The following is a 23618-nucleotide window of genomic DNA, read 5'->3' on the forward strand; positions in this document are numbered from 1 at the left end:
GATGGCGGGGGGAACGGCACGGGGCGGATGGCTGCGCGGGCTTACCCCCGCCGGTTCGGGCCTGGTCCTCACGATTCTCGTTCTGTTGGCGATCGCCGCCGCATTGACTGTACCGTCCAAGCAGGTCGCGCAGCAGCGGGCCGATGAACTGCGCCAGGCAAGCGCCTTGCCCGCCGCCGAAGCCGGCGACATCGCGCTCTATCGCAAGATCGTGGCGAGGGTGGCTGCGGGCGACGCCTATTATCGCGCCGCCGTCGAAGAGAACCGCGCGCACAACTATCCGGTAAAGCCGTTCGTTGCCGTGCGCCTGCCTACACTCGCCTCGATCGCCGCGCGGCTGGGCGATGCGGGTATGCAGGCAGTGCTCGTCCTCCTGCTCGCGGCCAATGCCTTCGCCGTGCCCCGCGCACTGGCGCAGGGCAAGACCGCGATCGGCGTGGCAGCGGCGACGCTGGCCGGTGGGCTGTCGGTGATGGTCACCGATGCGAAGTACATGCACGAGATCTGGGCCGGGCTCCTGCTCACGCTGTCGTTCGCGCTCTGGCGTCGGGATCGGTGGTGGCCGGCGCTGGTCCCGGCGGCGCTGTCCCTGGCGCTGCGGGAAACGGCGCTGCCTTTCGTCTTGCTCTGGGCTGCTTTCGCGGCGGTGTCGCGCCGCTGGTCCGAATTGGCGGCGCTTGTGGCCCTCGTTGCGCTTTTCGCGGGCGGACTGGCCTTGCACGCAACGGCGGTGGCCGATGTGGTCCGGCCCGACGATGCGGCAAGCCAGGGTTGGCGGGGACTGCTGGGCCCCGCAACCTTCCTGCAAGGCGTGCAGATGCTGACGCTGCTCGTCGTCCTGCCCGAATGGATCGCCGGGCCGGTCGTCGTGCTGGCGCTGTTCGGCCTTGCCGTCCTCGGCGGTCGGCAGGGCGCCTTCGCCTTTCTTTACTGCCTCGGCATCATCGCCATGGTGTCGATCTTTGCCCGGCTGGAGAACTGGTACTGGGCGGCATTGACCCTGCCGCTGCTGTTCGCCGGGCTGGCATTGGCCCCGGCGGGGCTGGCCGAACTCATCGCGGGCTTGCGGGTCCGGCGGCTTGCGGGCAGGAACGGCCACCATGGCTGATCGACCCAAGCGCATTCTCCTGATCGTTGGCGGCGGTATCGCGGCCTACAAGTCGTGCGAACTGGTGCGGCTGATCCGCAAGGGCGGCGGCGAGGTGACCTGCGTGCTGACCGAGGGTGGTGCGAAGTTCGTGACGCCGATGACGCTCGCCGCGCTGAGCGAAAAGCCGGTCCACACCACGCTCTGGGACCTGAAGAACGAGGCCGAGATGGGCCACATCCAGCTCAGCCGCGAAGCCGACCTGGTCGTCGTCTGCCCGGCGACGGCGGACCTCCTGGCGAAGATGGCCGCGGGCGTGGCCGACGATCTGGCGACGACGCTGCTGCTTGCCACCGACAAGCCGGTTCTGGCGGTGCCCGCGATGAACGTGCGGATGTGGCAGCACGCCGCCACCCGCCGCAATGTCGCGCGGCTGCGCGGGGACGGGGTGACGGTTATGGAGCCCGACGAAGGGCCGATGGCCTGCGGCGAATTCGGTCCAGGTCGCCTGCCGGAGCCCGAAGTGGTGCACGCCGCCATCATGCGCTTCGTCAGCGCGGACCCGCTCGAGGGCCAGCCCGACTTCGCCGACGACCGCCACCGCGGGCTCCACGGACGGCACGTGCTGGTCACCGCGGGGCCGACGCACGAACCGATCGATCCGGTCCGCTACATCGCCAACCGGTCGAGCGGAAAGCAGGGCTTCGCCATCGCCGCCGCTGCTGCCGAAGCGGGTGCGCGGGTCACGCTGGTCGCCGGGCCGGTGCATCTGGACACGCCGCCGGGCGTCGACCGGGTCGATGTCGAATCGGCGCGCGAAATGCTTGCCGCGGTCGAGGCCGCGCTGCCCGCCGACGTTGCCATCATGGTGGCCGCCGTCGCCGACTGGCGCGCCGCCGATGCCGCCGGCCAGAAGATCAAGAAGGACGGGTCCGGCACGGTGCCGCCGCTGGCGCTGGCGGAAAATCCCGACATCCTCGCCACGCTGGCCCGCTCGAAGCAGCGGCCCGCGCTTCTGGTCGGCTTTGCCGCGGAGACCGAGAACGTCATCGACCACGCGACCGCAAAGCGCGCCCGCAAGGGAGCGGACTGGATCGTCGCCAACGACGTGTCCGGCGACGTGATGGGCGGCGATGCCAATTCGGTGCACATCGTGACGGCGAGCGGCAGCGAATCGTGGCCTGCCATGGCGAAGCACAAGGTCGCCCGCGCGCTGGTCGACCGGATTGCGAAGGACATCGCGAAATGAGATCGCACGAAACCGTGCCCGTTCCGGTCAAGCGGCTCGAGGGCAACGACGACCTGCCGCTACCGGCCTATGCGACCGACGGTGCGGCCGGGATGGACGTGGTCTCGGCGGAGGAACGCGTGCTGGTTCCGGGCGAACGCGCCGCGGTGTCCACGGGGATCGCGATGGCCGTTCCCGACGGCTACGAACTGCAGATCCGCCCCCGCTCTGGCCTGGCTCTGAAGCACGGGATCACCGTGCCCAACACTCCCGGCACGATCGATTCGGATTACCGCGGCGAATTGAAGGTGATCCTGATCAACCACGGGACCGAGCCCTACAAGCTGCGTCGCGGCGACCGCATCGCGCAGGCGGTGCTGAGCCCGGTGGTCCGCGCCAGCTGGCTCGAGGTCCACGAACTCGACGCGACCCAGCGCGGCGAAGGCGGATTCGGATCGACAGGTTTCGGCGCCGCCGAAGTCGAACCGATCAGGAAGGCTTGAAAAAAGGCCCGGTCGCCCCTCAGGAATTCTTGTCGCGGCCTCTCTGGTGGAGGAGTTCACGCGACCGGACAGTGTGAGACAGGCGAAATTATGCGCCTGTCCCGGGGGAACTGTAAATCGATGGGGCCGGGCCTGCCTTGGGCCGCCCGGCCCGTATTCGCTCAGTCGATCCGCTTGACCGACTTCTTGCTTCCGTTCTCTTCGGGTGCGATCGAGATGCGGACCGTTTCGCCCGAGTGACCGGGGAAATCGGTGAACATCGCGTCGACCAGGTTCGGCACCAGGTACTGCAGCCGATTCGAGCGCGACACCGCCTCGGCCTTGCCTTCGAACAGGCGGGCGCCGTCGGCGCGGCGGTCGATCTTCATGTCGATGCCGCTGGTGTAGACCGTGTAGCTGCGCACGTCCGGACCGTTGTCGAAGAACGGATCGTACCAGCCATAGCCCCATGCCGAGTGGCGATAGTAGGGACGGTAGTAGCCGTAGGGCCCGAAACCGTACCACGGCGAATAGAACGGATCGCGCGCGAAGCCGGTCGTCACCACCTTTTCGCGCCCGGCATCGACGCCGTAGTCAAAGCGGACCAGCAGGTCGGCATTCTCGGGCGAGGCGGCCTGGGTGTAGCCGAGCTTGGCCATCTCCGCCCCGACGTAGCTGGCGTACTGCGAAAACTCGAGCCCGCCGGCCATCGCCGGATCGTCGGCCACAACCGCGAAGGTCTGGCCCGCGGGGGCCGGGAGCTGTGTCTGGAAGCGCGACACGTCCGCGTTGAACGGCGTGGCACACGCGGCAAGACCGGCCATAAGCAGCGGGGCGGCACCCAGTTTCAGCGCGCGCATGGCGTTGAACTTCATTTCAAACCCTCCAAAACATCGTCGCCCGAGCGTGAACCAAACTTCCCCTTTGATGTACGCGAGTCGTACGGGGCAACGCGAATAATGCACGCTTTATGGACTTTGCGCCATGAACCGGATTTGAATGTCGCGATTAACAATTGTGCAAATGGCACGATCTTTGAATGGCTTGCCGCACCCGCCCCGGTTCAGGACAGGTGCGGCCAGGCGGGATCAGCGAAGCAGCCCGAGCGCGCGATAGGTGGCGGCCAGCGTCTCGGCCGCAGCGTCGCGCGCCTTGGAAGCGCCCGTCGCGAGGATGCGGTCGATCTCGCACACGTCCTTGCGCAGTTCGACGAAACGCTCGCTGATCGGGCGGAGCGTTTCGACCAGGACTTCGCCCAGCGCGGGCTTGAACGTGCCGAACCCCTGGCCACCGTACCGCGTCAGCACGTCGGCGACCGACTGGCCGGTGAGCGCGCCATAGATCGCGACGAGGTTCTTCGCCTCCGGCCTCGATTCGAGACCCGCCGCGTCCGAGGGCAGCGGTTCGGGATCGGTCTTGGCTTTCTTGACCTTCTTCATCACCTCGTCCGCGCTGTCGGCGAGGTTGATGCGGCTCATGTCCGAAGGATCGGACTTGCTCATCTTGGCGGTGCCGTCGCGCAGGCTCATGATTCGGGCCGCTTCGGGCGGAATGAACGGTTCGGGCAAGGTGAAGACGAGCTTTTCGGTCCCGTCGCCATTCGGCGGGCAGAAGTCGTTGTTGAACTTCTGCGCGATGTCACGGGCGAGTTCGAGGTGCTGCTTCTGGTCGTCGCCCACTGGTACATGGGTTGCCTGGTAGAGCAGGACGTCCGCCGCCTGCAGCACCGGATAGGTAAAGAGCGCGACGCTCGCGCCTTCGCGGTTCTTGCCCGACTTGTCCTTGAACTGGGTCATCCGGTTCAACCAGCCCATCCGCGCCGTGCCGTTGAGCAGCCATTGCAGTTCGGCGTGAGCGGGAACCTGGGCCTGGTTGAACAGCACAGAGCGCGCCGGATCGACGCCGCAGGCGAGCAGGGCGGCAGCCATCTCGCGGGTGTTGGCGGTCAGTTCCGCCGGGTCGTGCGGCATGGAAATGGCGTGCAGGTCGGCGAGGAAGAAGAAGCATTCTCCGCCGCTTTCGGCCACTTCGTCCTGCATACGCACCCAGTTGCGGATGGCGCCGAGATAGTTGCCGAGGTGAAGGTTGCCGGTGGGCTGGATGCCCGAAACGATGCGCATGGATTGGGGCTTTCGCAAGGAACGGTGAACGATGGCAATGGCCGCGGGCTGTGCCGGCGGCCGAACGGTCTGGTCCGGGTTCAGGTCAGGCCGGCCATCGCCAGGCCGCCCGGCCGCGCACCGCAAAGCGGCGCGGCGCAGCGCTGGCGTCGGGCGAAATGGAAGGGACGCGGTTCACGCGCGTTCGCATAGCCACAATCTTTGCGGCCCACAATCCCGCGGCCTGTCAGGCCTTATTCGGAAAGGTTCACCGGCTGGGCCGGGCGCTTGCGCCGCAGTTGTGCGACCAGGTCACGGTTGATCGCGCCCAGCAACCAGGCGGAGGAAAAGAAAATGACCATCCCGGCTAGCACGAGCGCGGATAGCGACCAGATCCGCTCGATCACGTTGCCGCCATAGCGATCCGTCATCAGAGGCATGACCAGCCACAGCACCGCGCCCATCGCGGCGGTGGCCAGCACCTGCCGCACGATCCGTCCGCCCAGCTTCGCGGTGAAGTGGAACCAGCCTCGCATCTGCAGGATGACATAGAGCGTGAGCACGTTGAGCGTCGCAGTGAATGCCGTCGCCGCGGCCAGCCCGACGATGCCGTAGCGCGGGACGACATAGAAGTTGATCGCGATGTTGATCAGCAGAACGCCGGCCGCGACCCAGACCGGGGTGCGCGTATCCTCGCGGCTGAAGAAGGCGGGCTGGAACACTTTCACCAGCACGTACGACGGCAATCCCGCGACGAGCGCGACGACGATCTCACCCATCAGCAGCCCGTCGGCCGGCGTCATCTTGCCGCCGACGAAGAAGGCGGTGGTGAAGGCCGGGGCGCAGATCGCCAGCGCGACAGCGGCAGGCAGGGTCAGCAGGGTGCCCATTTCCACCGCGTTCGATTGCAGCCGCTGCGCCTCTTTCGTGTCGCCGGTCTGGATATGGCGGGCGAGCATCGGCAGGATCGCGGTGCCCAGCGCGATGCCGACGATGCCCAGCGGCATCTGGTTCAGCCTGTCGGCCAGCTTCAGCAGGGTCAGCGAACCCTGCGGCAGGGATGTGGCGAAGAACGTGTCGACGAACTGGCTGATCTGGTAGACGCCCGCACCGAACGTGGCGGGCAGGATGAGCATGCCCAGCCGCCTGATTTCCGGCGTGACCCGCGGCGTCGTGATGCGCAGGCGCACCCCAGCGCGGCGTGTCGCCCACGCCATGTAGGCAAGCTGCACGACGCCGGCGATAGGCACCGAAATGGCGAGGGCCGTGGCGATGTCCGCCTCGCTGCCGCCGTGGTGCCCGATCCAGAAGCCAGCGCCGAGCCCGCCGATGAGGACGAGGTTGAGCAGCACCGGGACGAAGGCGCCCGGCGCGAATTTCGACCGGGCATTGAGCAAGCCCGACAGCATCGCCACGAGGCTGACGAGGCCGAGATAGGGAAATGTCACGCGGCTGAGCATGACCGACAGTTCGAACTTGCCGGGCACCGTCTGATATTCGCGCGCTAGCAGCCAGACGATGCCGGGCATGACCAGCATCGCCAGCGCCGAAAAGCCGAGCAGGACCCAGACGAAGATCGACAGCACGTCCTGCGCGAAATGGTTGGCCCCCGCTTCGCCTTCCACGCCGTCGTGCAGGCGGCGTGAATACATCGGCACAAAGGCGACCGAAAACGCCCCTTCGGCGAAAAGCCGCCGAAACGTGTTGGGCAGGATGAAGGCGAGCTGGAACGCGTCGGCCGCCAGCCCCGCGCCAAGGACGCGGGCCAGCATCATGTCGCGGGCGAAGCCGAACACCCGGCTCAGCGCGGTCAGCCCGCCGATCGTGCCGACGTTGCGGACGAGGCTCATCGCTTCAGCGACCGGCTCTCGGCAGGAGGGTCAGGCGTTGCCTTCCGAAGCGAAGGGCGATTCGCCTTCGGCCTGGCGCTGCTGCAGCTGCTGGAAGTAGATCCCCTGAAAATCGATGGGATCGAGCAGCAGCGGCGGGAAGCCGGCGTCGCGCACCGCGTCGGCGATGATGCGGCGGGCGAAGGGGAAGAGGATGCGCGGCGCTTCGGCATAGAGGAACATGTGGGCCTGGTCCTCGGGCACGTTGCGCATGCCGATGAGGCCGCAATAGGTGAGGTCGACGATATAGCTCGTCAGGCTCTCGACCTTGCAGGTCACGGTGATCTTCAGGCCGACTTCGTGCACTTCGCCGTCGATCTGGCCGGCGTTGATGTTGAACTGCACGTCGACGTCGGGCTGCGCGCCGGCCTGGTAGCTGCGCGGAGCGTTCGGGTTCTCGACCGACAGGTCCTTGATGTACTGCGAGATCAGGCCGATCGCGGGCTGGTTGTCGGCGCCGTTCGGCCGCACGGTGTCGTCGTTGCCCAGATCGGTGATGATGTTGCCTTCGTCGGCCATGTCAGTCTTTCGCCCAGTGAGTGTCGTTGATGCGGTCCGTAGACTTGCCCGGTCGGATGGGCCGGCAGGTGCGACGGTGAACAGCGCGCCTAGCACCGCCTCGCGGCAGCGGCAACCGGACTCCGCGAAGGCTGGTGGCGTGCCAGCGCGCCAGGTGTTGCGCCGAGGCCGCGCCCTGTTCGTCCGATGCGGGATACAGGTGCGCTCATGATGGTTGTCGAATTGTGTTTCCTTCCTATTTGGGACACATTCACATTTGTTCGCCATACTGGCGTCACACGCTCGCAACGGGACAGGTCCCTTGATAGTTGAAATCGTCATCCTCGCCATGATCGCCGCTTTCCTCGGCCTGCGCCTCTATTCGGTGCTGGGACGACGGGCCGAACACGACGAGGAGGCTCTGATGGGCCACCTGCCGCGCGCCACCGAACCGCGCCAGCCCGCGTCGGGCCAGCCGGGCGACGGTGCGCCGGTACGTTCCGCCGATGGCGCCGCGGCGCTCGACCGGGCGCTGGCCGGCGTGCCGGCAGCGGCGCAGCGCGCGGTGCGCGAGATCGCGGCGGCGGATCGCCGGTTCACGCCGGTCGCCTTCGTCGAGGGTGCCAAGGCCGCATACGGCATGATCCTCGAAGCTTTCTGGAAGGGCGATCGCGAGACGCTGAACCAGCTTTGCGACGATGACGTCTATGCCAGCTTCGTCGCGGCGATCGACGCGCGCGAGGCGGCGGGCGAGACGGTGGAGAACCGCCTCATCCGCATCAATGCGGCGGATATCGTCTCGGCCGATTTCGCGTCGCCGATGGCGCGCATCACCGTGCGCTTCGCCGCCGACATCGCGGCGCTGACCCGCGACAGCGAAGGCAACATGATCGCCGGTTCGCTCGACGATGCCATCGAAAGCCACGATGTCTGGACCTTCAGCCGCAAGATCACCGCCATGCGTCCCGACTGGCTGCTCGACGAGACCGACGAAGGCTGATCTTCGCCATGCCGATAAGGGGCCTGCGCCGTCTGGCGGTCGCCGGTGGCGCATTGCTGCTCGCCTCCTGCGCCGCTCCGCAGGTCGAGGCCCCGCCCGCCCCGGTCCCGCCAACCGAGCCCGCCAACGCGGTCGAGGCAGGCCTGACACCGGGGCCTGCGGTCTCTGCGCTCGGCTTGTCCCGCGAGGATGCCGAGGCAGCGCGGCAATCCTTCATCGAATCCTGCCCGAAGCTTCTGGCGCGCAGCGACGGTAGCGGGATCGCTGCCGACTGGACCGGGGCTTGCCGGGCCGCGTCGCAATGGGCCGCCGATCCGGCCGGGTTCTTCGATGCCTGGTTCGAAACCGCACGGGTCGGCACCGGTTCAGCGTTCCTTACCGGCTATTACGAGCCGCAGATCGCGGGGGTCCGGGTTCGGCAGCCGGGCTACGACGTTCCCGTCTATGCGATGCCGACCGATTTCGTGCCGGACCCGTCCTATACGGGAACCGGCAAGGCGCCGACGGGCCGCATCGACGCCGAAGGCACCTTCGTTCCCTATTACGAGCGGGCGGAGATCGTCGCGGGCGCGATCGGGAACAAGGCGCCGATCATCGGTTGGGCAAAGGACCCGGTCGATTTCTTCTTCCTGCAGATCCAGGGATCGGGGCAGCTTGTCGCGCCCGACGGCAACGTGGTGCGCATCGGCTATGCCGGGCAGAACGGGCGCGAATATGTCGCGATCGGCAAGATCCTGCGCGAACGCGGCGTTTTCCAGCCCGGAGAGGCGACGATGCAGAAGATCGTCGACTGGCTGCATGCCAATCCCGCGCAGGCCGACGAGGTGATGAACCAGAACAAGTCGTGGATCTTCTTCCGCGAACTGACCGGTGACGGGCCGGTCGGCGCGCTCGGCGTTCCGGTCCGGCCCCATGCCAGCGTCGCGGCAGACCCGCGATTCGTGCCGCTCGGCGCGCCAGTGTGGATCGATGCCGCGCATGACGAGGCAGACGGGCTGTGGATCGCGCAGGACACCGGGGGCGCGATCAAGGGTGCGAACCGGTTCGACACGTTCTGGGGCGCGGGGCCGGACGCCGCGCGGATCGCCGGCGGGATGAGCAGCGACGCCCGCGCCTATGTCCTCCTGCCCAAGGGAACGCTGGCGCGCATCGGCGCGCCATGAAACCGCCGCGTCGCCCCGTTCCGGAAGGGCTGAGCGAGGAGGAAGCGGCGCTCTGGGCGAAGGTCGCCAGCACCGTTACCCCCTTCAAGGACCGCATGACCCGGCCCGCCGCTATGCCGCGCAAGGCGGTGGCGATCCCCGACCTGGCTGTGCCGCCGACTAGGATCAGGGGCCGCGTGCCCGCGCCGTGCGTTGCGCCTCCTCCCTCCGCGCCGCCGCCGCCGCCAGGCCTCGATTCGCACTGGGAGCGACGACTGGGGGCGAGGGCGCTCCAGCCCGATTTCACGCTCGACCTGCACGGTCATACGCTGGACCAGGCGCACCGCCGGCTCGACATGGGCCTCGCGCAGGCCAAGGCGCTGGGCGCGCGGGTCGTGCTGCTCGTCACCGGGCGACCTCGTCCGGTCGAGGCGGCGGACAGGGGCGAGCGGCGCGGGGCGATCCGGGCGAAGGTGCTCGACTGGCTGGCCGCAGGGCCGCACGGCGCGGACATCGCGGCGGTGCGCCATGCCCAGCGGCGGCACGGCGGCGACGGTGCGCTCTACCTCGTGCTCAGGCGCGGTCGCGAAGGATAGGACGCCGCCGGGCGATCGCGGCGAACATTGCCCCGACGAGCAGGAACGCAAGCGTCAGGCTCGCGATGTTGACGACGAGGACGAGGCCGCCGACCTTCGGCAGGTCGAGAAACGGATAGGGGTAAAGACCAGACACGGCGCCGCGCGCGAGCGCGTAAGCGCAATAGATGACGGGGAAGGGCAGGACCCACACGGCATCGCGCCACTGCACCGTCCTGTCCGCGAAAAGCAGCCACCACAGGACCGCAAGCGCCGGGATCACGGTGTGGAAGCCGGTATCGGTCACGGCGTTGAGACCGGTAAAGGTCTGCAGGCCCGCCAGCACGGTGTGATAGACCAAGGCGACGATGGCGATCGCGGTGGTCAGGGCCAGCATCACCCGCCGGTCCATGCTGAGTCCGGCCGCCATCCGCAGCATCGCGGCGACGACCGCTGCGTTGGTCAAGATGGTGAAGAACCGCGTCAGCACGACCAGCGCGGACCACAGGCCGCCCGTCTCGTTGATGCTCAGCACCAGTTGCAACGCGAAGTTCGCCGCACCGAGCAGCGCGATCGCGCCGGCGAGGATGCGGCTGGCAGGTGAGGGTCGGTCCATGCCCTCGGCTTAGCGCAGCAGGCAGCGGCGACCAACGCGAAACGGGCGGCGCCGATCGACGGTGCCGCCCGCTCCCTTTGGCGCTGCGACCAGCCGCCTCAGGCGACCTGCGCCTCGTGAGTCGCGGCGGCCTGGGAAATCTCCTCGATCGGCTCATTGCGAATCAGGTAGTCGAAAGCGGAGAGCGCGGCCTTGGATCCTTCGCCCATGGCGATGACGATCTGCTTGTAGGGCACGACTGTCGCATCGCCGGCGGCGAACACGCCGGGCAGGTTCGTTCCGCCGCGCTCGTCGATGACGATCTCGCCATGCCTCGACAGTTCCAGCCCGGTGTCCTTCAGCCACTCGGTATTGGGGACAAGGCCGATCTGGACGAAGACGCCTTCGAGCTCGACGGTCTGCTCCTCGCCGCTGGCCCGGTCTTTCCAGGTCAGGCCGTTTACCTTCTCGCCATCGCCGGTGATCGCGGTGGTCTGCGCGTTGACGAGGATGTTGACGTTGGCGAACGAGCGCAGCTTGTCCTGCAGCACCTGGTCGGCGCGAAGCTGGGTGTCGAACTCGATCAGGGTGACATGGCCGACGATGTTGGCAAGGTCGATCGCCGCCTCCACGCCCGAATTTCCGCCGCCGATCACCGCAACGCGCTTGCCCTTGAACAGCGGGCCGTCGCAGTGCGGGCAATAGGCCACGCCCTTCGTCTGGTACTCCGCCTCTCCGGGCACGCCGAGCGAACGCCAGCGCGCGCCGGTGGCTAGGATCAGGCTGCGCGCCTTCAGCTTCGCGCCGTTGTCGAGCTCGACCGTGTGATAGGCGCCGGGCTGCGTTGCCGGGATCAGCTTCGCGGCGCGCACCGGCTTCAGCACGTTGATCGCGTAGTCGCCGATATGCGCCTCGATCTGCGCGGAGAGCTTCGGTCCTTCGGTATAGGACGTGGCGATGAAGTTCTCGATGCCCATGGTGTCGAGCACCTGGCCGCCGATGCGGTCAGCCGCGATGCCGGTTCGGAAACCCTTGCGCGCGAGGTAGATGGAGGCCGCGGCACCAGCCGGGCCGCCGCCGACGACCAGCGCCTCGAACGGGTCCATCGCGCCCATTTCCTCGGCCTGGCGGGCCGATGCGGCGGTATCCACCTTGGCAAGGATGTCCTCCAGCCCCATCCGGCCGCTGGCCCACATCGCGCCGTCCTTGAACACGGCGGGCACGGCCATCACGCCGCGGCTTTCCACCTCGTCCTGAAACGCGCCGCCTTCGATCAGGGTCGCGGTGACGCCCTTGTTGAACAGGCTCATCAGCGTGAGCGCCTGCACCACGTCGGGGCAGTTGTGGCACGACAGCGAGAAGTACATCTCGAAATCGTGACGACCCGACAGATCGCGCACCTGCTGCACCAGCTTGTCGTCCACCTTGGGCGGGTGGCCGCCCGCCCAGAGCAGGGCGAGCACGAGCGAGGTGAATTCGTGGCCCAGCGGCACGCCCGCGAAAGTCACGGCGACATCGTGGTCGGCGGCGCGGCGGATGACGAAGCTGGGGCGCCTCGCATTGTCGCCGTCGAAGCGTGCGGTGACCTTGTCCGACAGGTCGGCGATAGTGGTGAGCAGATCGCGGGTCTCGGCCGACTTCGCCCCGTCACCCAGAGAGGCGACGAGCTCGATCGGCTCGCGCAGCATGCCGAGATACTGCTGCAGCTGCTGTTTCAGATTGGCGTCGAGCATCGGAACATTCTCCGGTCAAAAAAGACAAAGCGGCCCGGGGCGCGGGATGGCACCCCGGGCCGCATCATGTCGGTGCCGACCCGCACGTGGCGGGCAGGCGCTGCAATGAACTTAGATCTTGCCGACGAGATCCAGCGACGGGGCGAGGGTTTCGGAACCTTCCTCCCACTTCGCCGGGCAGACCTGGCCCGGATGCTCGCGCACGTACTGCGCGGCCTTGATCTTGCGGACGAGTTCGTTGGCGTTGCGGCCCACGCCCTCGCAGGTGATTTCCATGATCTGGATTACGCCGTCGGGGTCGACCACGAAGGTCGCGCGATCGGCAAGGCCCGAATCCTCGCGCAGCACGCCGAAGTTCTTCGACAGGGTGTGGAGTTGATCGCCGAGGAACGCGTACTTGATCTTGTTGATCTTTTCCGAGGTGTCGTGCCAGGCCTTGTGGCTGAAGTGGGTGTCGGTCGACACGCCGAACACTTCGACGCCCATCTGCTGAAGCGCGGCATAGTGCTCGCCAAGGTCCTCGAGCTCGGTCGGGCAGACGAAGGTGAAGTCCGCCGGATAGAAGAAGAACACGGCCCACTTGCCGGCGATGTCGGCGTCGGTGACGTCGAAGAAATCCTTGCCGGTCTGGAAGGCGGTGGCCTTGAACGGCGTGATCTTGCTGCCGATGATACCCATTGTGTCTCGCTCCTCAAAGGATGTGAATTCGTTCGATGGTGACCAGATAGGGATGCCGGCGCCGATTGCAAAACGACAAAACCCGCGCAGATTGATCGATTGCGTCAATCAGGGCGGGCCGTTCGATCGGCGCGACGTGACGCGCTGTCGCGCACCCGTGGCCCTTGTTTCAACGCCCGGTCTGGGCGCGATGCAGCATGAAGTGGTCGGCGAGCACCAGCGCCATCATCGCTTCGACCACCGGCACGCCGCGGATGCCGACGCACGGGTCGTGGCGGCCCTTGGTCATGATCTCGCCGGCCTCTCCGTCGCGGGTGACGGTGGGCACGGGGATCATGATCGAACTGGTCGGCTTGAACGCGACGCGGACCCGCACCGGCTGGCCGGTCGATATGCCGCCCGCGATGCCGCCGGCGTGATTGGCCTCGAACACCGGCGCGCCGTTACCCGGGCGCATCGGATCGGCGTTTTCCTCGCCGCGCAGCGCGGCGGCGGCAAAACCGTCGCCGATCTCCACCCCCTTCACCGCGTTGATCCCCATCATCCCGGCGGCAAGATCGGCATCGAGCTTGGCATAGAGCGGCGCCCCCCAGCCGGCGGGCACGCCCTTCGCCTCGCAGGTCACGACCGCGCCGAGCGACGAGCCATCCTTGCGCGCGCCGTCGACCAGCGCTTCCCAGCGTTTCGCCGCCGCGGCATCGGGGCAGAAGAAGGGATTGTTGCCGATTTCGGCTTCGTCGAAGTTCGCCTCGTCGATGGCATCGCCGCCGATCGCGCTGACCCAGCCGCGGATGGTGACGCCCGGCACGATCAGCCGCGCCACCGCGCCCGCCGCCACGCGCGCCGCGGTTTCACGTGCGGAGGAACGCCCGCCGCCGCGATAGTCGCGAAAGCCGTACTTCGCGTCGTAGGCATAGTCGGCGTGGCCGGGGCGATAGGCCTTGGCCACGTCGCCATAGTCCTTCGAGCGCTGATCGGTATTCTCGATCATCAGGCTGATCGGCGTGCCGGTGGTGCGCTGGATGCCGTCGTTGCCGGCGAACACGCCCGACAGGATGCGCACTTCGTCCGGTTCGCGGCGCTGGGTGGTGAAGCGGCTGGTGCCGGGCTTGCGCGCGTCGAGGAAGGGCTGGATGTCCGCTTCCGACAGGGCGATTCCGGGCGGGCACCCGTCGACCACCGCGCCCAGCGCGGGGCCGTGGCTTTCGCCCCAGGTGGTGAAACGCAGCACGCGGCCGAACGTGTTGTAGCTCATCTTGGCAAAGCCCCTTCGTCGCCCGCCCCCTGCACCCAATTGCGCGCGCTTGTCCAGTTGCTATGGCGCGGCTGGCACGGGGCAAGAGGAGGAGAGCGCGGATGATCGTGTATGGCATTCCCAATTGCGACACGGTGAAGAAGGCGCGCCGCTGGCTGGAGGAGGCGGGGCTGGCCCATACCTTCCACGACTACCGCAAGCAGGGCGTGCCCGAGGATCGCCTGCGCGCCTGGGTCGCCGCGAAGGGGTGGGACGCCTTGCTTAACCGGCGCGGCACCACGTTCCGCAAGCTCGATCCGGACCAGACCGCCGATATAGATGCCGACAAGGCCATCGCCATCATGCTGGCCCATGACGCGACGATCAGACGTCCGGTCGTCGAAAGCGGGGACAAGCTGCTCGTCGGGTTCAGCCCCGACGAATGGCGCGCAGTGCTGGCCTGAGCCGATCCGTCTCAGCCGCGCGTCGCCGTGACGATGTAGTTGAGCTTCTTATCCGCCGACAGGTGCAATCCCTTCATCGCCGTCCACCCGATGCCGCGCGGGCTGCCCATGACAAGCCCCGCCTCGGCCAGCAGCTCGTCCAGTTCGTCGGGCGTGATGAAGTCGCCCCAGTGGTGCGTTCCGCGCGGCACCTGCCCGATCAGCTCCGCGCCCTCCACCAGCAGCAGCCGCGCCGCCGCGGTGCGGTTGGGGGTCGACAGCACCATGAGCCCGCCCGGCGCAAGCCTTGCCGCCAGTTCGCGCACGAAGGCGGCCTTGTCGGCGACATGCTCGATCACTTCCATCGCGGTGACGAGATCGAAGGTCCCGGCCGGCAGGCTCGCCAGTTCGCCCGCGTGATAGGCGATTTCCAGCCCCATCCCCTCGGCATGGATTTTGGCCGCCGCGATGTTCTGAGCCGCCGCGTCGACCCCGGTCACCGCCGCGCCCATCCGGGCCAGCGGCTCGCACAGCAGGCCCGCGCCGCACCCCACGTCGAGCGCGCGCTTGCCGGCCAGCGGCGTCCGCCCCTTGACGTCGGCGTGCCAGTGCGAGTCGATCGCGTCGCGGATGAAGCCGAGGCGAACCGGGTTCAGCCGGTGCAGCATCGCCGAGGATCCCGCCGGATCCCACCATTCCGCCGCCAGCCTGCCGAAATGCACGGCCTCTTCCGGACGGATCGTCGCGGGGCCCGGCATGCTGGTCGCCGAACCGGTTTCGCCTGTTACAGTTGCGCTTGTCATGCTCTGTCCCTAACAGCGCGCCCGTAACGATTCCACAGGTAAGGAGCGCGGCCTTGGCCCGCATCGTGATGAAATTCGGCGGCACGTCGATGGCGGGGACGGAACGCATCCGCCGCGTCGCCAACATCGTGCGCCGCCAGCAGGCCGCCGGGCACGAGGTCGCGGTGGTCGTATCGGCCATGGCGGGCGAGACCGACCGGCTGGTCAACTTCTGCCGCGAGGCGAACCCGCTCTACGATCCGGCCGAATACGATGTCGTCGTCGCCAGCGGCGAGCAGGTGACGAGCGGGCTGCTCGCGCTGACGCTGCAGGCGCTGGGCTGCAAGGCGCGGTCGTGGCTGGGCTGGCAATTGCCGATCCACACCGACGACGCCCACGCCAAGGCGCGCATCGGCGAGATCGACGGCGACGCCGTCATCGCCAGCATGCAGGCCGGCGAGATCGCGGTCATCCCCGGTTTCCAGGGGCTGAGCGACGCGAACCGCATTACCACGCTGGGCCGGGGCGGTTCGGACACCAGCGCGGTGGCGGTGGCGGCGGCGGTCAAGGCCGACCGCTGCGACATCTACACCGACGTCGACGGCGTCTACACCACCGACCCGCGCATCGTCGCGAAGGCGCGCAAGCTGAAGGCGGTGACGTTCGAGGAAATGCTCGAACTCGCCTCGGTCGGCTCGAAGGTCTTGCAGACCCGCTCGGTCAGCCTCGCCATGAAGGAGAAGGTGCGCGTCCAGGTGCTTTCGTCCTTCATCGACGATGACGCGCCGCTGGCCGACACCCTGCCCGGAACACTTATCGTGAGCGACGAAGAGCTCGAAGGACTCGACATGGAAAGCCAGCTGATCACCGGCATCGCCGCCGACAAGAACGAAGCCAAGGTCATCCTGACCCGCGTGCCCGACAAGCCGGGCGCGGTCGCCCACATCTTCGGTCCGCTGGCCGCCGCCAACATCAACGTCGACATGATCATCCAGAACGTCGGTCGCGAAAAGGGCGAGACCGACGTGACCTTTACCGTGCCCGGCGCCGATCTCGTGCGCACGCAGGCGCTGCTGGAGGAGCACAAGGAGACGATCGGCTTCAACCGCATCATCACCGACCCGAAGGTGGCGAAGGTTTCGATCGTCGGCGTCGGCATGCGCAGCCACGCGGGCATCGCGGCGACGATGTTCCAGGCGCTCGCCGATCGCGGCATCAACATCCAGGCGATCAGCACCAGCGAGATCAAGGTCTCGGTCCTGATCGACGAGGACGAGACCGAACTGGCCGTCCGCGTGCTCCACACCGCCTACGGGCTCGACACCGAAGCCGCCTGACCGGTTCGGTCTGGGTGGGTGGCGGCCTGCGACAGGCACCGTCCACCGGCCGGAAGTTGACAAAGTTGACACGGTGGGCGCAAATCCGGTTTCGGCCGGACGGGCGGGCCTTTCGCTGCCATCGGAAAAGAAACGCGGGCCTGCCATCGCACCACGATGGCAGGCCGCCTGCGTGTAGGACAGCGCGTTTTCGCCGCTAGAGGCTGAGCCGCGCGCTCAGCCGGAAGTTGCGCCCGGCGATGGGGACGAAGTCCTTGGTGACGCTGGCGGCGCGGCGTCCTTCGGCATCGAACAGGTTCTCGACCGAGGCGATGACGGTGAAATTGTCGCGCCCGCGCACCGGCTGCCAGGTCAGCGCCGCGTCGACGGTGGTGTAGCCGTCGGTCCGCGTCTCTTCGGCGGCGATGCGGTTCTGCGCCGCGTTCCAGTTGGCGGCGATGCGCCCTTCGACCCGATCCGCCTTCGCGATCAGCGCGCCGCCCAGCGAAAGCGGCGGGATGCGCGGCACCGGGCTGCCGTCGGCCAGTGTGGCGCGGGTGTAGCTGGCCTGCCATTCGCTCGACAGTGCCAGCCCGCCCAGCGTCGCCAGCGGCACGCTCGCCTCCGCCTCGAACCCCTTCCAGGTCGCGTCCTGCTGCTGCTGGCGATAGACCGGCAAGCCGTCCTCCTGCGCGCCGGTGGCGGCAAGGTAGACATAGTCGTCGAACCAGCTGGCATAGGCGGTGAGCGACAGGGCGACCGGCCCGACCTGCCCGCGCAAGTAGGCCTCGCCGCCCCACGCGGTTTCGAGCGCGAGGTCGGGGTCGCCGATCTCGTATTGCTGGGTCGCGGCGTGCGGTCCGTCGGCGAAGAGTTCCTCCGATGTCGGGATTCGCGCGGTGCGGCTGGCGTTGAGGCCGAGGCGCAGGCCGCCCGGCGTCTCGTGCCACAAGCCCACCGCGCCCGACCACGCGTCGAAACTGCGCGACAGCGCCACGTCCGGCGCGCTGGCCTTGCCGTGTTCGAAACGGCCCGCGAATTCCACGGTCACCGGCGACAGCGCGACTTCCTGCAAGGCGAAGAGCGACCAGTTCTCGCTGCGGTTGGCGGGGACGAAAGCTTCCGCGCCGATCGCTTCCAGGTCGCGGCGGAAATACTGCGCGCCGACCGTGCCGGTCCAGGTGCCGCGCTGGCGCTGGACGAGCTCGAGCCGGCCCTCGACCCCGTCGACGAGGAAGCGGGTGCCGACCTCGTCGCCCTCCAGCTCGGTGTGTTCGTAATCGGAATAGCCCCAGCGGGTGCGCACTTCGGCCAGCAGGCCGGCATCGAAGCGCAGGCCCGCGCGCAAGTCGGCGCGTTTCTGCCTGAGGTCGATCGAGACGGGAGCCTCCTCCTCAACGCCCTCCTCCTCCTCGCCGCCGTGGGCATGGTCCGCACCGGGGCGGGTCGGCACGCCGTAGCGCGTGTCGTAGAGCGAGACCGACGCGCCGATGTCGGCGCGATCGCCGATCCACGCCGCGCCGAAACCCGCCGAGGTGGTTTCGGTCGCGCTGTTCGGCAGGCGGCCGCGCGCATCGGCCAGCTCGCGCAGTTCGGCAGCGTGATCGGGGTCGGTTTCCGCGTCCTCGGCGGCTTCGGCCAGCACGTCGGCACGCAAGTCATCGGACACGATGCGCCCGGCGACGCGCAAGTCGTCCGCCCTGCGCCATGATCCGTCGGCATGGACGACGAAGCCGCCGCCCAGCGGCAGGTCGAGCGAGCCGCCGATCTCGCGCGCGTCGGCGGCGCTGTCGACGCCCGCCAGCGCGTCGACGTGGACCGGTTCGTCCGGAACCTTGCGCGGGATGCGCTTGTCGATGACGTTGACCGCGCCGCCGATGGCCGAACTGCCGTATAGCAGCGCTGCCGGGCCGCGCAGCACCTCGATGCTCTGCGCGGTCAGCGGGTCGAGGCTGACGGCGTGGTCGGCACTGGTGTTCGACGCGTCGATGGCGCCGATGCCGTCGACCAGGACCCGCACGCGGTCGCCCGAAAAGCCGCGCAGGATCGGGCGCGAGGCGCCGGGCGCGAAACCGCTGGCGGCAACGCCGGGCAGCCTTTCGAGCACTTCGCCGATCTGCCCGGCCATGTCGCGTTGCAGGTCGGTGCCGCCGACGACGGTGGTCCCGGCCAGGAAATCGATGCGTCCGATGCCCTGGGCGGTGACGACGATGGTGTCGTGGTAGTCGTCGTCCGCATCGGCAGGGGCGGGCGCTGCCGGGGCGGCAGGCGGGGGGGCAGGTTCGGCAAGAGCGGGCGCGGCAAGCGAAAGGGTGGCGACGCCGGCGAGGGCGAGATGCTTCGTATGATATAACATTACATCGCCGATAGCGTCCCGTGCGGCTCGGTCAAGCGCTCACGACGCGCCGGCGACGACGCGCGCGAAATCTGCGGCGATCCGTCGGGCGGGGAAGCCCGGCGCGGCGGGGTCAGGCGACGACGGGCACCATCAGCTGCAAAACCAGCCCGCACATGCCGAGGCCGAACAGCGCCGTACCGCCGATCTGCGACGCGACCCGGCGGTTGCGCTCGCGCGGGAGCGGCATGAACCACAGGACGAAGGCCCCGAGGCAGAGGATCATGACGGACAAGAGGATCATCGCGTCTCTCCCATGAGGATGGCGTGCGGCGATCATGGCACGGGTATGGTTGAGGCGGCGTTCGCAAGCAGGGTTAACGCCGCACACCAGGTCGTCGCACCCGGCATCGGCGCGGCGCCCGCGCCCCATCGGCCCGGCACCCCGGGTGCATCGCGGGGTGCAAAAAGGGCGCGAAGCCTTGCCGCCTGCCGCGCCGCGCACTAATCGCCCGTGCATGACGACTTTTCCCAGAACCGCTGCCCTGATGCAGCGCGGCAGCGACTTCCTCGGCAGCAAGCACGCCATTCTGTGCGGCGCGATGAGCTGGGTTTCCGAACGCAACCTCGTGTCGGCGATCAGCAACGCCGGCGGTTTCGGCGTGATCGCCTGCGGCGCGATGACGCCCGACCTGCTCGACAACGAGATTGCCGAGACGAAGACGCGCACCGACAAGCCGTTCGGTGTCAACCTGATCACCATGCACCCGCAGATCATGGACCTGATCGACGTCTGCGCGAAGCACCGGGTCAGCCACGTGGTGCTGGCCGGCGGCCTGCCGCCCAAGGGCAGCGTCGAAAAGATCAAGGACATGGGCGCCAAGGTCATCTGCTTCGCCCCCACGCTGGCGCTGGCGAAGAAGCTACTGCGTTCGGGCGCGGACGCCATGGTGATCGAGGGAATGGAAGCGGGCGGCCACATCGGCCCGGTGTCGACCAGCGTGCTGGCGCAGGAGTTCCTGCCCGAACTGGCCGAGGACCATCTCGTCTTCGTGGCCGGCGGCATCGGGCGCGGCGAAGCGATCGCCGGATACCTGGAAATGGGCGCGGCGGGCGTGCAATTGGGCACCCGCTTTGCCTGCGCCACCGAATCGATCGCTCACTCCGATTTCAAGAAGGCGTTCTTCCGCGCCGGCGCGCGCGATGCCATCGCCAGCGTGCAGGTCGATCCGCGCCTGCCGGTGATCCCGGTCCGCGCGCTGAAGAACAAGGGCACCGAACTGTTCACCGCCAAGCAGCGCGAGGTCGCCGGCCTGCTCGATTCCGAGGGGATCGAGATGGCCGAGGCGCAGCTGCAGATCGAGCATTACTGGGCTGGCGCGCTGCGCCGCGCGGTGATCGACGGCGATATCGAGAACGGCTCCCTGATGGCCGGCCAGTCGGTCGGCATGGTGAAGAAGGAAGAGCCTGTCGCCGACATCATCGCCGAACTGCTCGCCGAAAGCGAGGCGGCGCTGAACCGCCGCTGATCGCGCAGAATAAGGGGAACGACGATGCCGGTTCGCACGCTCGATCATGTCAACATCGTCACCCGCGACCTGCCCGGCACGGTCGACTTCTACCGGCAGGTGATGGGCTTTGCCGTCATCGACCCGCCCGCTCCGCTGGAGCCGGACCTGATCCAGTGGCTCTGCGACATGGACGGGCGCCCGATCCTGCACATCGTCGATCGCCGCCGGATGGTCGGGCGCGAGGGCTTTGCCGACCGCATCGGCGAGCCGACTGGCGCGATCGACCACGTCGCGCTGGAGTGCGAGGGGCTGGACGAGATGAAGGCCCGGCTCGATGCGGCGGGGCTCGACTACCGCGTCAGCGGCGTTGCCGGGATTGCGCTGACCCAGCTTTTCGTGCGCGATCCCAACGGGGTACTGCTCGAGCTCAACTTCCGCGGCGGCTGACGGGGCGCGTCGCGCCGCCCTTGCATGACACGCGCTCGTCCCTATCCTTGACGCCGGATGGGTGAGTGGAGCGAATGGCATGTGTGACCGCGAACAACTGGCCCTGATGGCCGCGAACAAACTCGACCGTCGCCGTTTCGGCGGCGCGCTGGCGGCGACCGGCGGCGTGGCGATGCTAGGCGCCTGCACCGTGGGCAGCAACGGCGAGGCGGCGGGCGAGGCCAGCACCGCGGCCATCGGCAGCGGCGGCGTGCTGGCCAGCGAAGTCGCCGTTCCCGCCCCCGGCGGCACGATCGGCGGCTGGTTCTATCGCCCTTCGGCCGGCAAGCACCCGGCGGTGATCATGTGGCCCGACATCGCGGGCGTGCGCCCGGCCAGCAAGGCGATGGGCGAGCGGCTGGCGCGCGAGGGCCATGCCGTGATCGTCCCCGATCCCTACTGGCGCGACGCGGGCCACGCCACCTTCGCCGATTTCGCCGACTTCGCGCAGAACGGCGGCTTCGACAAGGTCGCCCCCTGGCGCAAGCGTTTCAGCGCGGCGACGGTGGCCGAGGACAGCGCGGCCCTCGTCGCGTGGCTCGACGGGCAGGAGGCGGTCGACGGCGATACGCCGATGGGCGCGCGCGGGCACTGCATGACCGGGTCCTGGCCCATCCACGCGGTGAAGGCGTCGAGCCGGATCAGGGCCGCCGCCTCGATGCACGGCGGCGGGCTGGTCACCGATGCGCCCGACAGCCCGCACCGGCAACTGATCGGCGCGGGGGTCTATCACATCGCCATCGCGCAGAACGACGATGCCAAGGCGCCGGGCGAGAAGACGGTTCTGACCGATGCGCTCAAGGAGTCGGGCGCGGCCGGCACGGTCGAGGTCTATCCCGCCGACCATGGCTGGACGGTGCCGGACAGCCCGGCCTACGACAAGGCGCAGGCCGAGCGCGCCTACGCGACGTTCCTCGCCATGCTGCGATCGCTGGCGAAGGCCTGATCCGCTGGGCCTGACCGAGTGGGGGGGCTGACCGGGCAGGGGCAGGATATTTTAGGTAGTTCTGCCTAAGCGGCTGCCGGGGCGCGCTTAAACGCCCCGGCGGCACGGTCGCATCATGCACATCCTGATCGCCAGCTTCATCCGCGGCTTACCTGCGCTGCCCCTGCTTCTCGCCGCGCTCTACCTCCTGTCGATCGTCGCGGTTTCGCCGGCGCGCGCCCTGGCCCGGTCGCTGCTGAAACTGCGCATCACCTTCACGCTGGTGCTGTCGACCTGCTGCCTGTCGGGCCTGCTGCTGGCGGGCTGGCGCTGAACGTCGCGTTGAGCAGGTGCCGTCGCAGTCAGAGGCCGATGAAGGCGGCCCAAGTCGCGGCGTCGGGGTGATCGCTGCGGCGCGGGTCCCACTGGCGGTGCAGCAGGGCGAGCGCCGCGTCGGCGGCCATCCCGGCATCGCGATTGTGCCGGTAGACAAAGGCGGACACCCGCCAGTTGAGCACGCAGTGCACATGCACCGGCGCATCGCCGCTAAGCGCCGCCTCGAACCGGCGGTAGTGCGCGTCCTCCGGCTTGTCGAAAGGCACCGGGATGGCAAGATAATCGATACCGCGCTCGGCGCAGACTCCGCCCTCGCCCGGCAGGATATCGGGGTGATCGGACATGGCGAGGTTGACGATGCGGGTGACGCCGATCCCCGCCAGCGCGGCGATGTCCGCCTCGGTCAGGCTGCCCGATGTCGTCAGCCGCGCATCGATCCGCTGCCAGGCGCGGATGGCTTCGGGATCGGCCGCGGCACGGTTCACACCGGTAGGCCGATCAGGCTGATCTGCCGGCCATAGCCGCCTTCGCCCGCCTGCGTCGCGCGGCGATAGGAGAAGAAGCGATCCTCGTCGGCGTAAGTGTCGAGGCCGGTGATCTCGACCCGCGTCACGCCCGCTGCGGCCAGGTCAGCGGCGACGAACGCGGCGAGGTCGAACTGGTGATGCCCATCGCGCCCCGGCTTGAAAAAGCGGTCGAAGCCCTCGTCCTCGGCCAGGAAGCGCAAGTAAAAGCCGTCGTCCACTTCGTAGCTGGCCTGCGCGATGCAGGGGCCGATGGCGGCGGCGATGCGGCCCCGGTCGGCGCCGAGCCGCTCCATCGCCGCGACCGTCGCCCCGCCGATCCCGCCGAACGCGCCGCGCCATCCCGCGTGCGCCGCGCCGATCACGCCCGCCTCGGCATCGGAGAGCAGGACCGGCGCGCAATCGGCGGTGAGGATGCCGAGCAGGACGCCCGGCCGGTCGGTGACCATGGCGTCGGCGTGGGGCCGCGCCGCCATCGGGAAAGGCGTGTCGATCCGCACCACCTCGGCGGAATGGACCTGGTAGACGGTGGCGAGCGCCGCGCCGGGAAGCACCGCGTTGGCCACGAGCGTGCGGTTTGCCTCGATCGCGCGGGGCAGGTCGTCGGACCCGGTGCCGACGTTGAGGCTGGCGTATTGCCCCGTCGAAACCCCGCCGCGCCGCCCGAGGAATCCGTGCGGCACGGCGGCGAGCGCGCCGGCCCTGATGACATCGACCATC

At 68.4% G+C, this 23618-nt stretch carries 25 protein-coding genes; 12 read left to right on the top strand and 13 right to left on the bottom strand.

Annotated elements, in window-relative coordinates; all coding sequences use genetic code 11:
- Position 1 precedes the first annotated feature (1 nt).
- From J2X37_RS00665 to dut, 3 genes are read left to right on the top strand one after another with little or no spacing between them, the layout of a single operon-like run.
- Entirely contained in the window at positions 2–1108 is a 1107-nt protein-coding gene (locus tag J2X37_RS00665; RefSeq protein ID WP_310016646.1) for a hypothetical protein, read from the top strand.
- On the top strand, positions 1101–2336 hold the full coding sequence (gene coaBC, locus J2X37_RS00670) for a bifunctional phosphopantothenoylcysteine decarboxylase/phosphopantothenate--cysteine ligase CoaBC (RefSeq protein ID WP_310016648.1): 1236 nt from the start codon (positions 1101–1103) through the stop codon (positions 2334–2336). Before J2X37_RS00665 ends, coaBC begins: the two co-directional genes overlap by 8 nt.
- Positions 2333–2818 carry a dUTP diphosphatase gene (dut, locus tag J2X37_RS00675; protein WP_310016650.1) on the top strand — a complete coding sequence of 162 codons (486 nt, stop codon included), beginning with the start codon at positions 2333–2335 and terminating at the stop codon, positions 2816–2818. The genes coaBC and dut overlap by 4 nt, the downstream gene beginning before the upstream one ends.
- A gap of 161 nt (positions 2819–2979) precedes the next feature.
- On the opposite strand, the gene J2X37_RS00680 is transcribed toward dut, so the two are convergent.
- The 4 genes from J2X37_RS00680 to secB all read right to left on the bottom strand — a co-directional run bounded on the left by J2X37_RS00680 (position 2980) and on the right by secB (position 7304).
- Positions 2980–3672 carry a DUF4136 domain-containing protein gene (locus tag J2X37_RS00680; protein WP_310016652.1) on the bottom strand — a complete coding sequence of 231 codons (693 nt, stop codon included), beginning with the start codon at positions 3670–3672 and terminating at the stop codon, positions 2980–2982.
- A 213-nt stretch (positions 3673–3885) separates the two neighbouring features.
- On the bottom strand, positions 3886–4917 hold the full coding sequence (gene trpS / locus J2X37_RS00685) for a tryptophan--tRNA ligase (protein WP_310016654.1): 1032 nt from the start codon (positions 4915–4917) through the stop codon (positions 3886–3888).
- A 233-nt stretch (positions 4918–5150) separates the two neighbouring features.
- Positions 5151–6746 carry a murein biosynthesis integral membrane protein MurJ gene (murJ, locus tag J2X37_RS00690; protein ID WP_310016656.1) on the bottom strand — a complete coding sequence of 532 codons (1596 nt, stop codon included), beginning with the start codon at positions 6744–6746 and terminating at the stop codon, positions 5151–5153.
- A 30-nt stretch (positions 6747–6776) separates the two neighbouring features.
- On the bottom strand, positions 6777–7304 hold the full coding sequence (secB, locus tag J2X37_RS00695; RefSeq protein ID WP_310016658.1) for a protein-export chaperone SecB: 528 nt from the start codon (positions 7302–7304) through the stop codon (positions 6777–6779).
- Positions 7305–7605: 301 nt separating this feature from the next.
- Between secB and J2X37_RS00700 the strand changes: the two genes are divergently transcribed.
- The 3 genes from J2X37_RS00700 to J2X37_RS00710 are packed head-to-tail and all read left to right on the top strand — an operon-like array spanning position 7606 to position 10021.
- A complete protein-coding gene (locus J2X37_RS00700) occupies positions 7606–8283 on the top strand; it encodes a Tim44/TimA family putative adaptor protein (protein WP_310016660.1) in 678 nt (225 codons plus the stop codon).
- Between the two features lie 8 nt (positions 8284–8291).
- The gene (locus tag J2X37_RS00705; RefSeq protein WP_310016662.1) at positions 8292–9446 is read left to right on the top strand and encodes an MltA domain-containing protein; all 1155 of its coding nucleotides are present in this window, start codon (positions 8292–8294) and stop codon (positions 9444–9446) included.
- Entirely contained in the window at positions 9443–10021 is a 579-nt protein-coding gene (locus J2X37_RS00710) for a Smr/MutS family protein (protein WP_310016664.1), read from the top strand. The genes J2X37_RS00705 and J2X37_RS00710 overlap by 4 nt, the downstream gene beginning before the upstream one ends.
- Here the strand turns inward: J2X37_RS00710 and J2X37_RS00715 are convergent.
- The 4 genes from J2X37_RS00715 to aroC all read right to left on the bottom strand — a co-directional run bounded on the left by J2X37_RS00715 (position 9999) and on the right by aroC (position 14261).
- Positions 9999–10616: a Pr6Pr family membrane protein gene (locus tag J2X37_RS00715; RefSeq protein ID WP_310016667.1), complete on the bottom strand. Its 618-nt coding sequence runs from the start codon at positions 10614–10616 to the stop codon at positions 9999–10001. The genes J2X37_RS00710 and J2X37_RS00715 overlap by 23 nt on opposite strands.
- 98 nt (positions 10617–10714) lie before the next feature.
- A complete protein-coding gene (gene ahpF / locus J2X37_RS00720; RefSeq protein ID WP_310016669.1) occupies positions 10715–12328 on the bottom strand; it encodes an alkyl hydroperoxide reductase subunit F in 1614 nt (537 codons plus the stop codon).
- Between the two features lie 111 nt (positions 12329–12439).
- Positions 12440–13006, bottom strand: a complete 567-nt coding sequence (gene ahpC, locus J2X37_RS00725) for an alkyl hydroperoxide reductase subunit C (protein ID WP_310016671.1) — start codon at positions 13004–13006, stop codon at positions 12440–12442.
- Positions 13007–13175: 169 nt separating this feature from the next.
- A complete protein-coding gene (gene aroC, locus J2X37_RS00730) occupies positions 13176–14261 on the bottom strand; it encodes a chorismate synthase (protein ID WP_310016673.1) in 1086 nt (361 codons plus the stop codon).
- 101 nt (positions 14262–14362) lie between these two features.
- On the opposite strand from aroC, the gene J2X37_RS00735 reads away from it, so the two are divergent.
- Complete coding sequence (locus J2X37_RS00735) at positions 14363–14704, top strand: ArsC family reductase (RefSeq protein ID WP_310016675.1); 342 nt, start codon at positions 14363–14365, stop codon at positions 14702–14704.
- Between the two features lie 11 nt (positions 14705–14715).
- Here J2X37_RS00735 and ubiG read toward each other — a convergent pair whose 3' ends face one another.
- Complete coding sequence (gene ubiG / locus J2X37_RS00740; protein WP_310016677.1) at positions 14716–15486, bottom strand: bifunctional 2-polyprenyl-6-hydroxyphenol methylase/3-demethylubiquinol 3-O-methyltransferase UbiG; 771 nt, start codon at positions 15484–15486, stop codon at positions 14716–14718.
- Between the two features lie 53 nt (positions 15487–15539).
- Here ubiG and J2X37_RS00745 point away from each other — a divergent pair, with 53 nt between their 5' ends.
- Positions 15540–16802, top strand: a complete 1263-nt coding sequence (locus tag J2X37_RS00745; RefSeq protein ID WP_404979580.1) for an aspartate kinase — start codon at positions 15540–15542, stop codon at positions 16800–16802.
- Positions 16803–16998: 196 nt separating this feature from the next.
- Here the strand turns inward: J2X37_RS00745 and J2X37_RS00750 are convergent, their stop codons facing one another.
- Positions 16999–19137 (bottom strand): TonB-dependent receptor, encoded by a 2139-nt coding sequence (locus J2X37_RS00750; protein ID WP_310016679.1) that lies wholly within the window; start codon positions 19135–19137, stop codon positions 16999–17001.
- 112 nt (positions 19138–19249) lie between these two features.
- Positions 19250–19549 carry a hypothetical protein gene (locus tag J2X37_RS00755; RefSeq protein WP_310016681.1) on the bottom strand — a complete coding sequence of 100 codons (300 nt, stop codon included), beginning with the start codon at positions 19547–19549 and terminating at the stop codon, positions 19250–19252.
- Between the two features lie 85 nt (positions 19550–19634).
- Between J2X37_RS00755 and J2X37_RS00760 the strand changes: the two genes are divergently transcribed.
- From J2X37_RS00760 to J2X37_RS00775, 4 genes are all read left to right on the top strand, one after another.
- Positions 19635–20645, top strand: a complete 1011-nt coding sequence (locus J2X37_RS00760) for a nitronate monooxygenase (RefSeq protein WP_310016683.1) — start codon at positions 19635–19637, stop codon at positions 20643–20645.
- 24 nt (positions 20646–20669) lie between these two features.
- Positions 20670–21074 carry a VOC family protein gene (locus J2X37_RS00765; protein ID WP_310016686.1) on the top strand — a complete coding sequence of 135 codons (405 nt, stop codon included), beginning with the start codon at positions 20670–20672 and terminating at the stop codon, positions 21072–21074.
- 79 nt (positions 21075–21153) lie between these two features.
- A complete protein-coding gene (locus J2X37_RS00770) occupies positions 21154–22059 on the top strand; it encodes a dienelactone hydrolase family protein (RefSeq protein ID WP_310016688.1) in 906 nt (301 codons plus the stop codon).
- A 115-nt stretch (positions 22060–22174) separates the two neighbouring features.
- Positions 22175–22372 carry a hypothetical protein gene (locus J2X37_RS00775; protein ID WP_310016691.1) on the top strand — a complete coding sequence of 66 codons (198 nt, stop codon included), beginning with the start codon at positions 22175–22177 and terminating at the stop codon, positions 22370–22372.
- Positions 22373–22400: 28 nt separating this feature from the next.
- Here the strand turns inward: J2X37_RS00775 and J2X37_RS00780 are convergent, their stop codons facing one another.
- Entirely contained in the window at positions 22401–22859 is a 459-nt protein-coding gene (locus J2X37_RS00780; RefSeq protein WP_310016693.1) for a hypothetical protein, read from the bottom strand.
- Entirely contained in the window at positions 22856–23617 is a 762-nt protein-coding gene (gene pgeF, locus J2X37_RS00785) for a peptidoglycan editing factor PgeF (protein WP_310016695.1), read from the bottom strand. The genes J2X37_RS00780 and pgeF overlap by 4 nt, the downstream gene beginning before the upstream one ends.
- Position 23618: the final 1 nt, after the last annotated feature.

The organism is Croceicoccus sp. BE223, from assembly GCF_031457155.1.
GTDB lineage: Bacteria > Pseudomonadota > Alphaproteobacteria > Sphingomonadales > Sphingomonadaceae > Croceicoccus.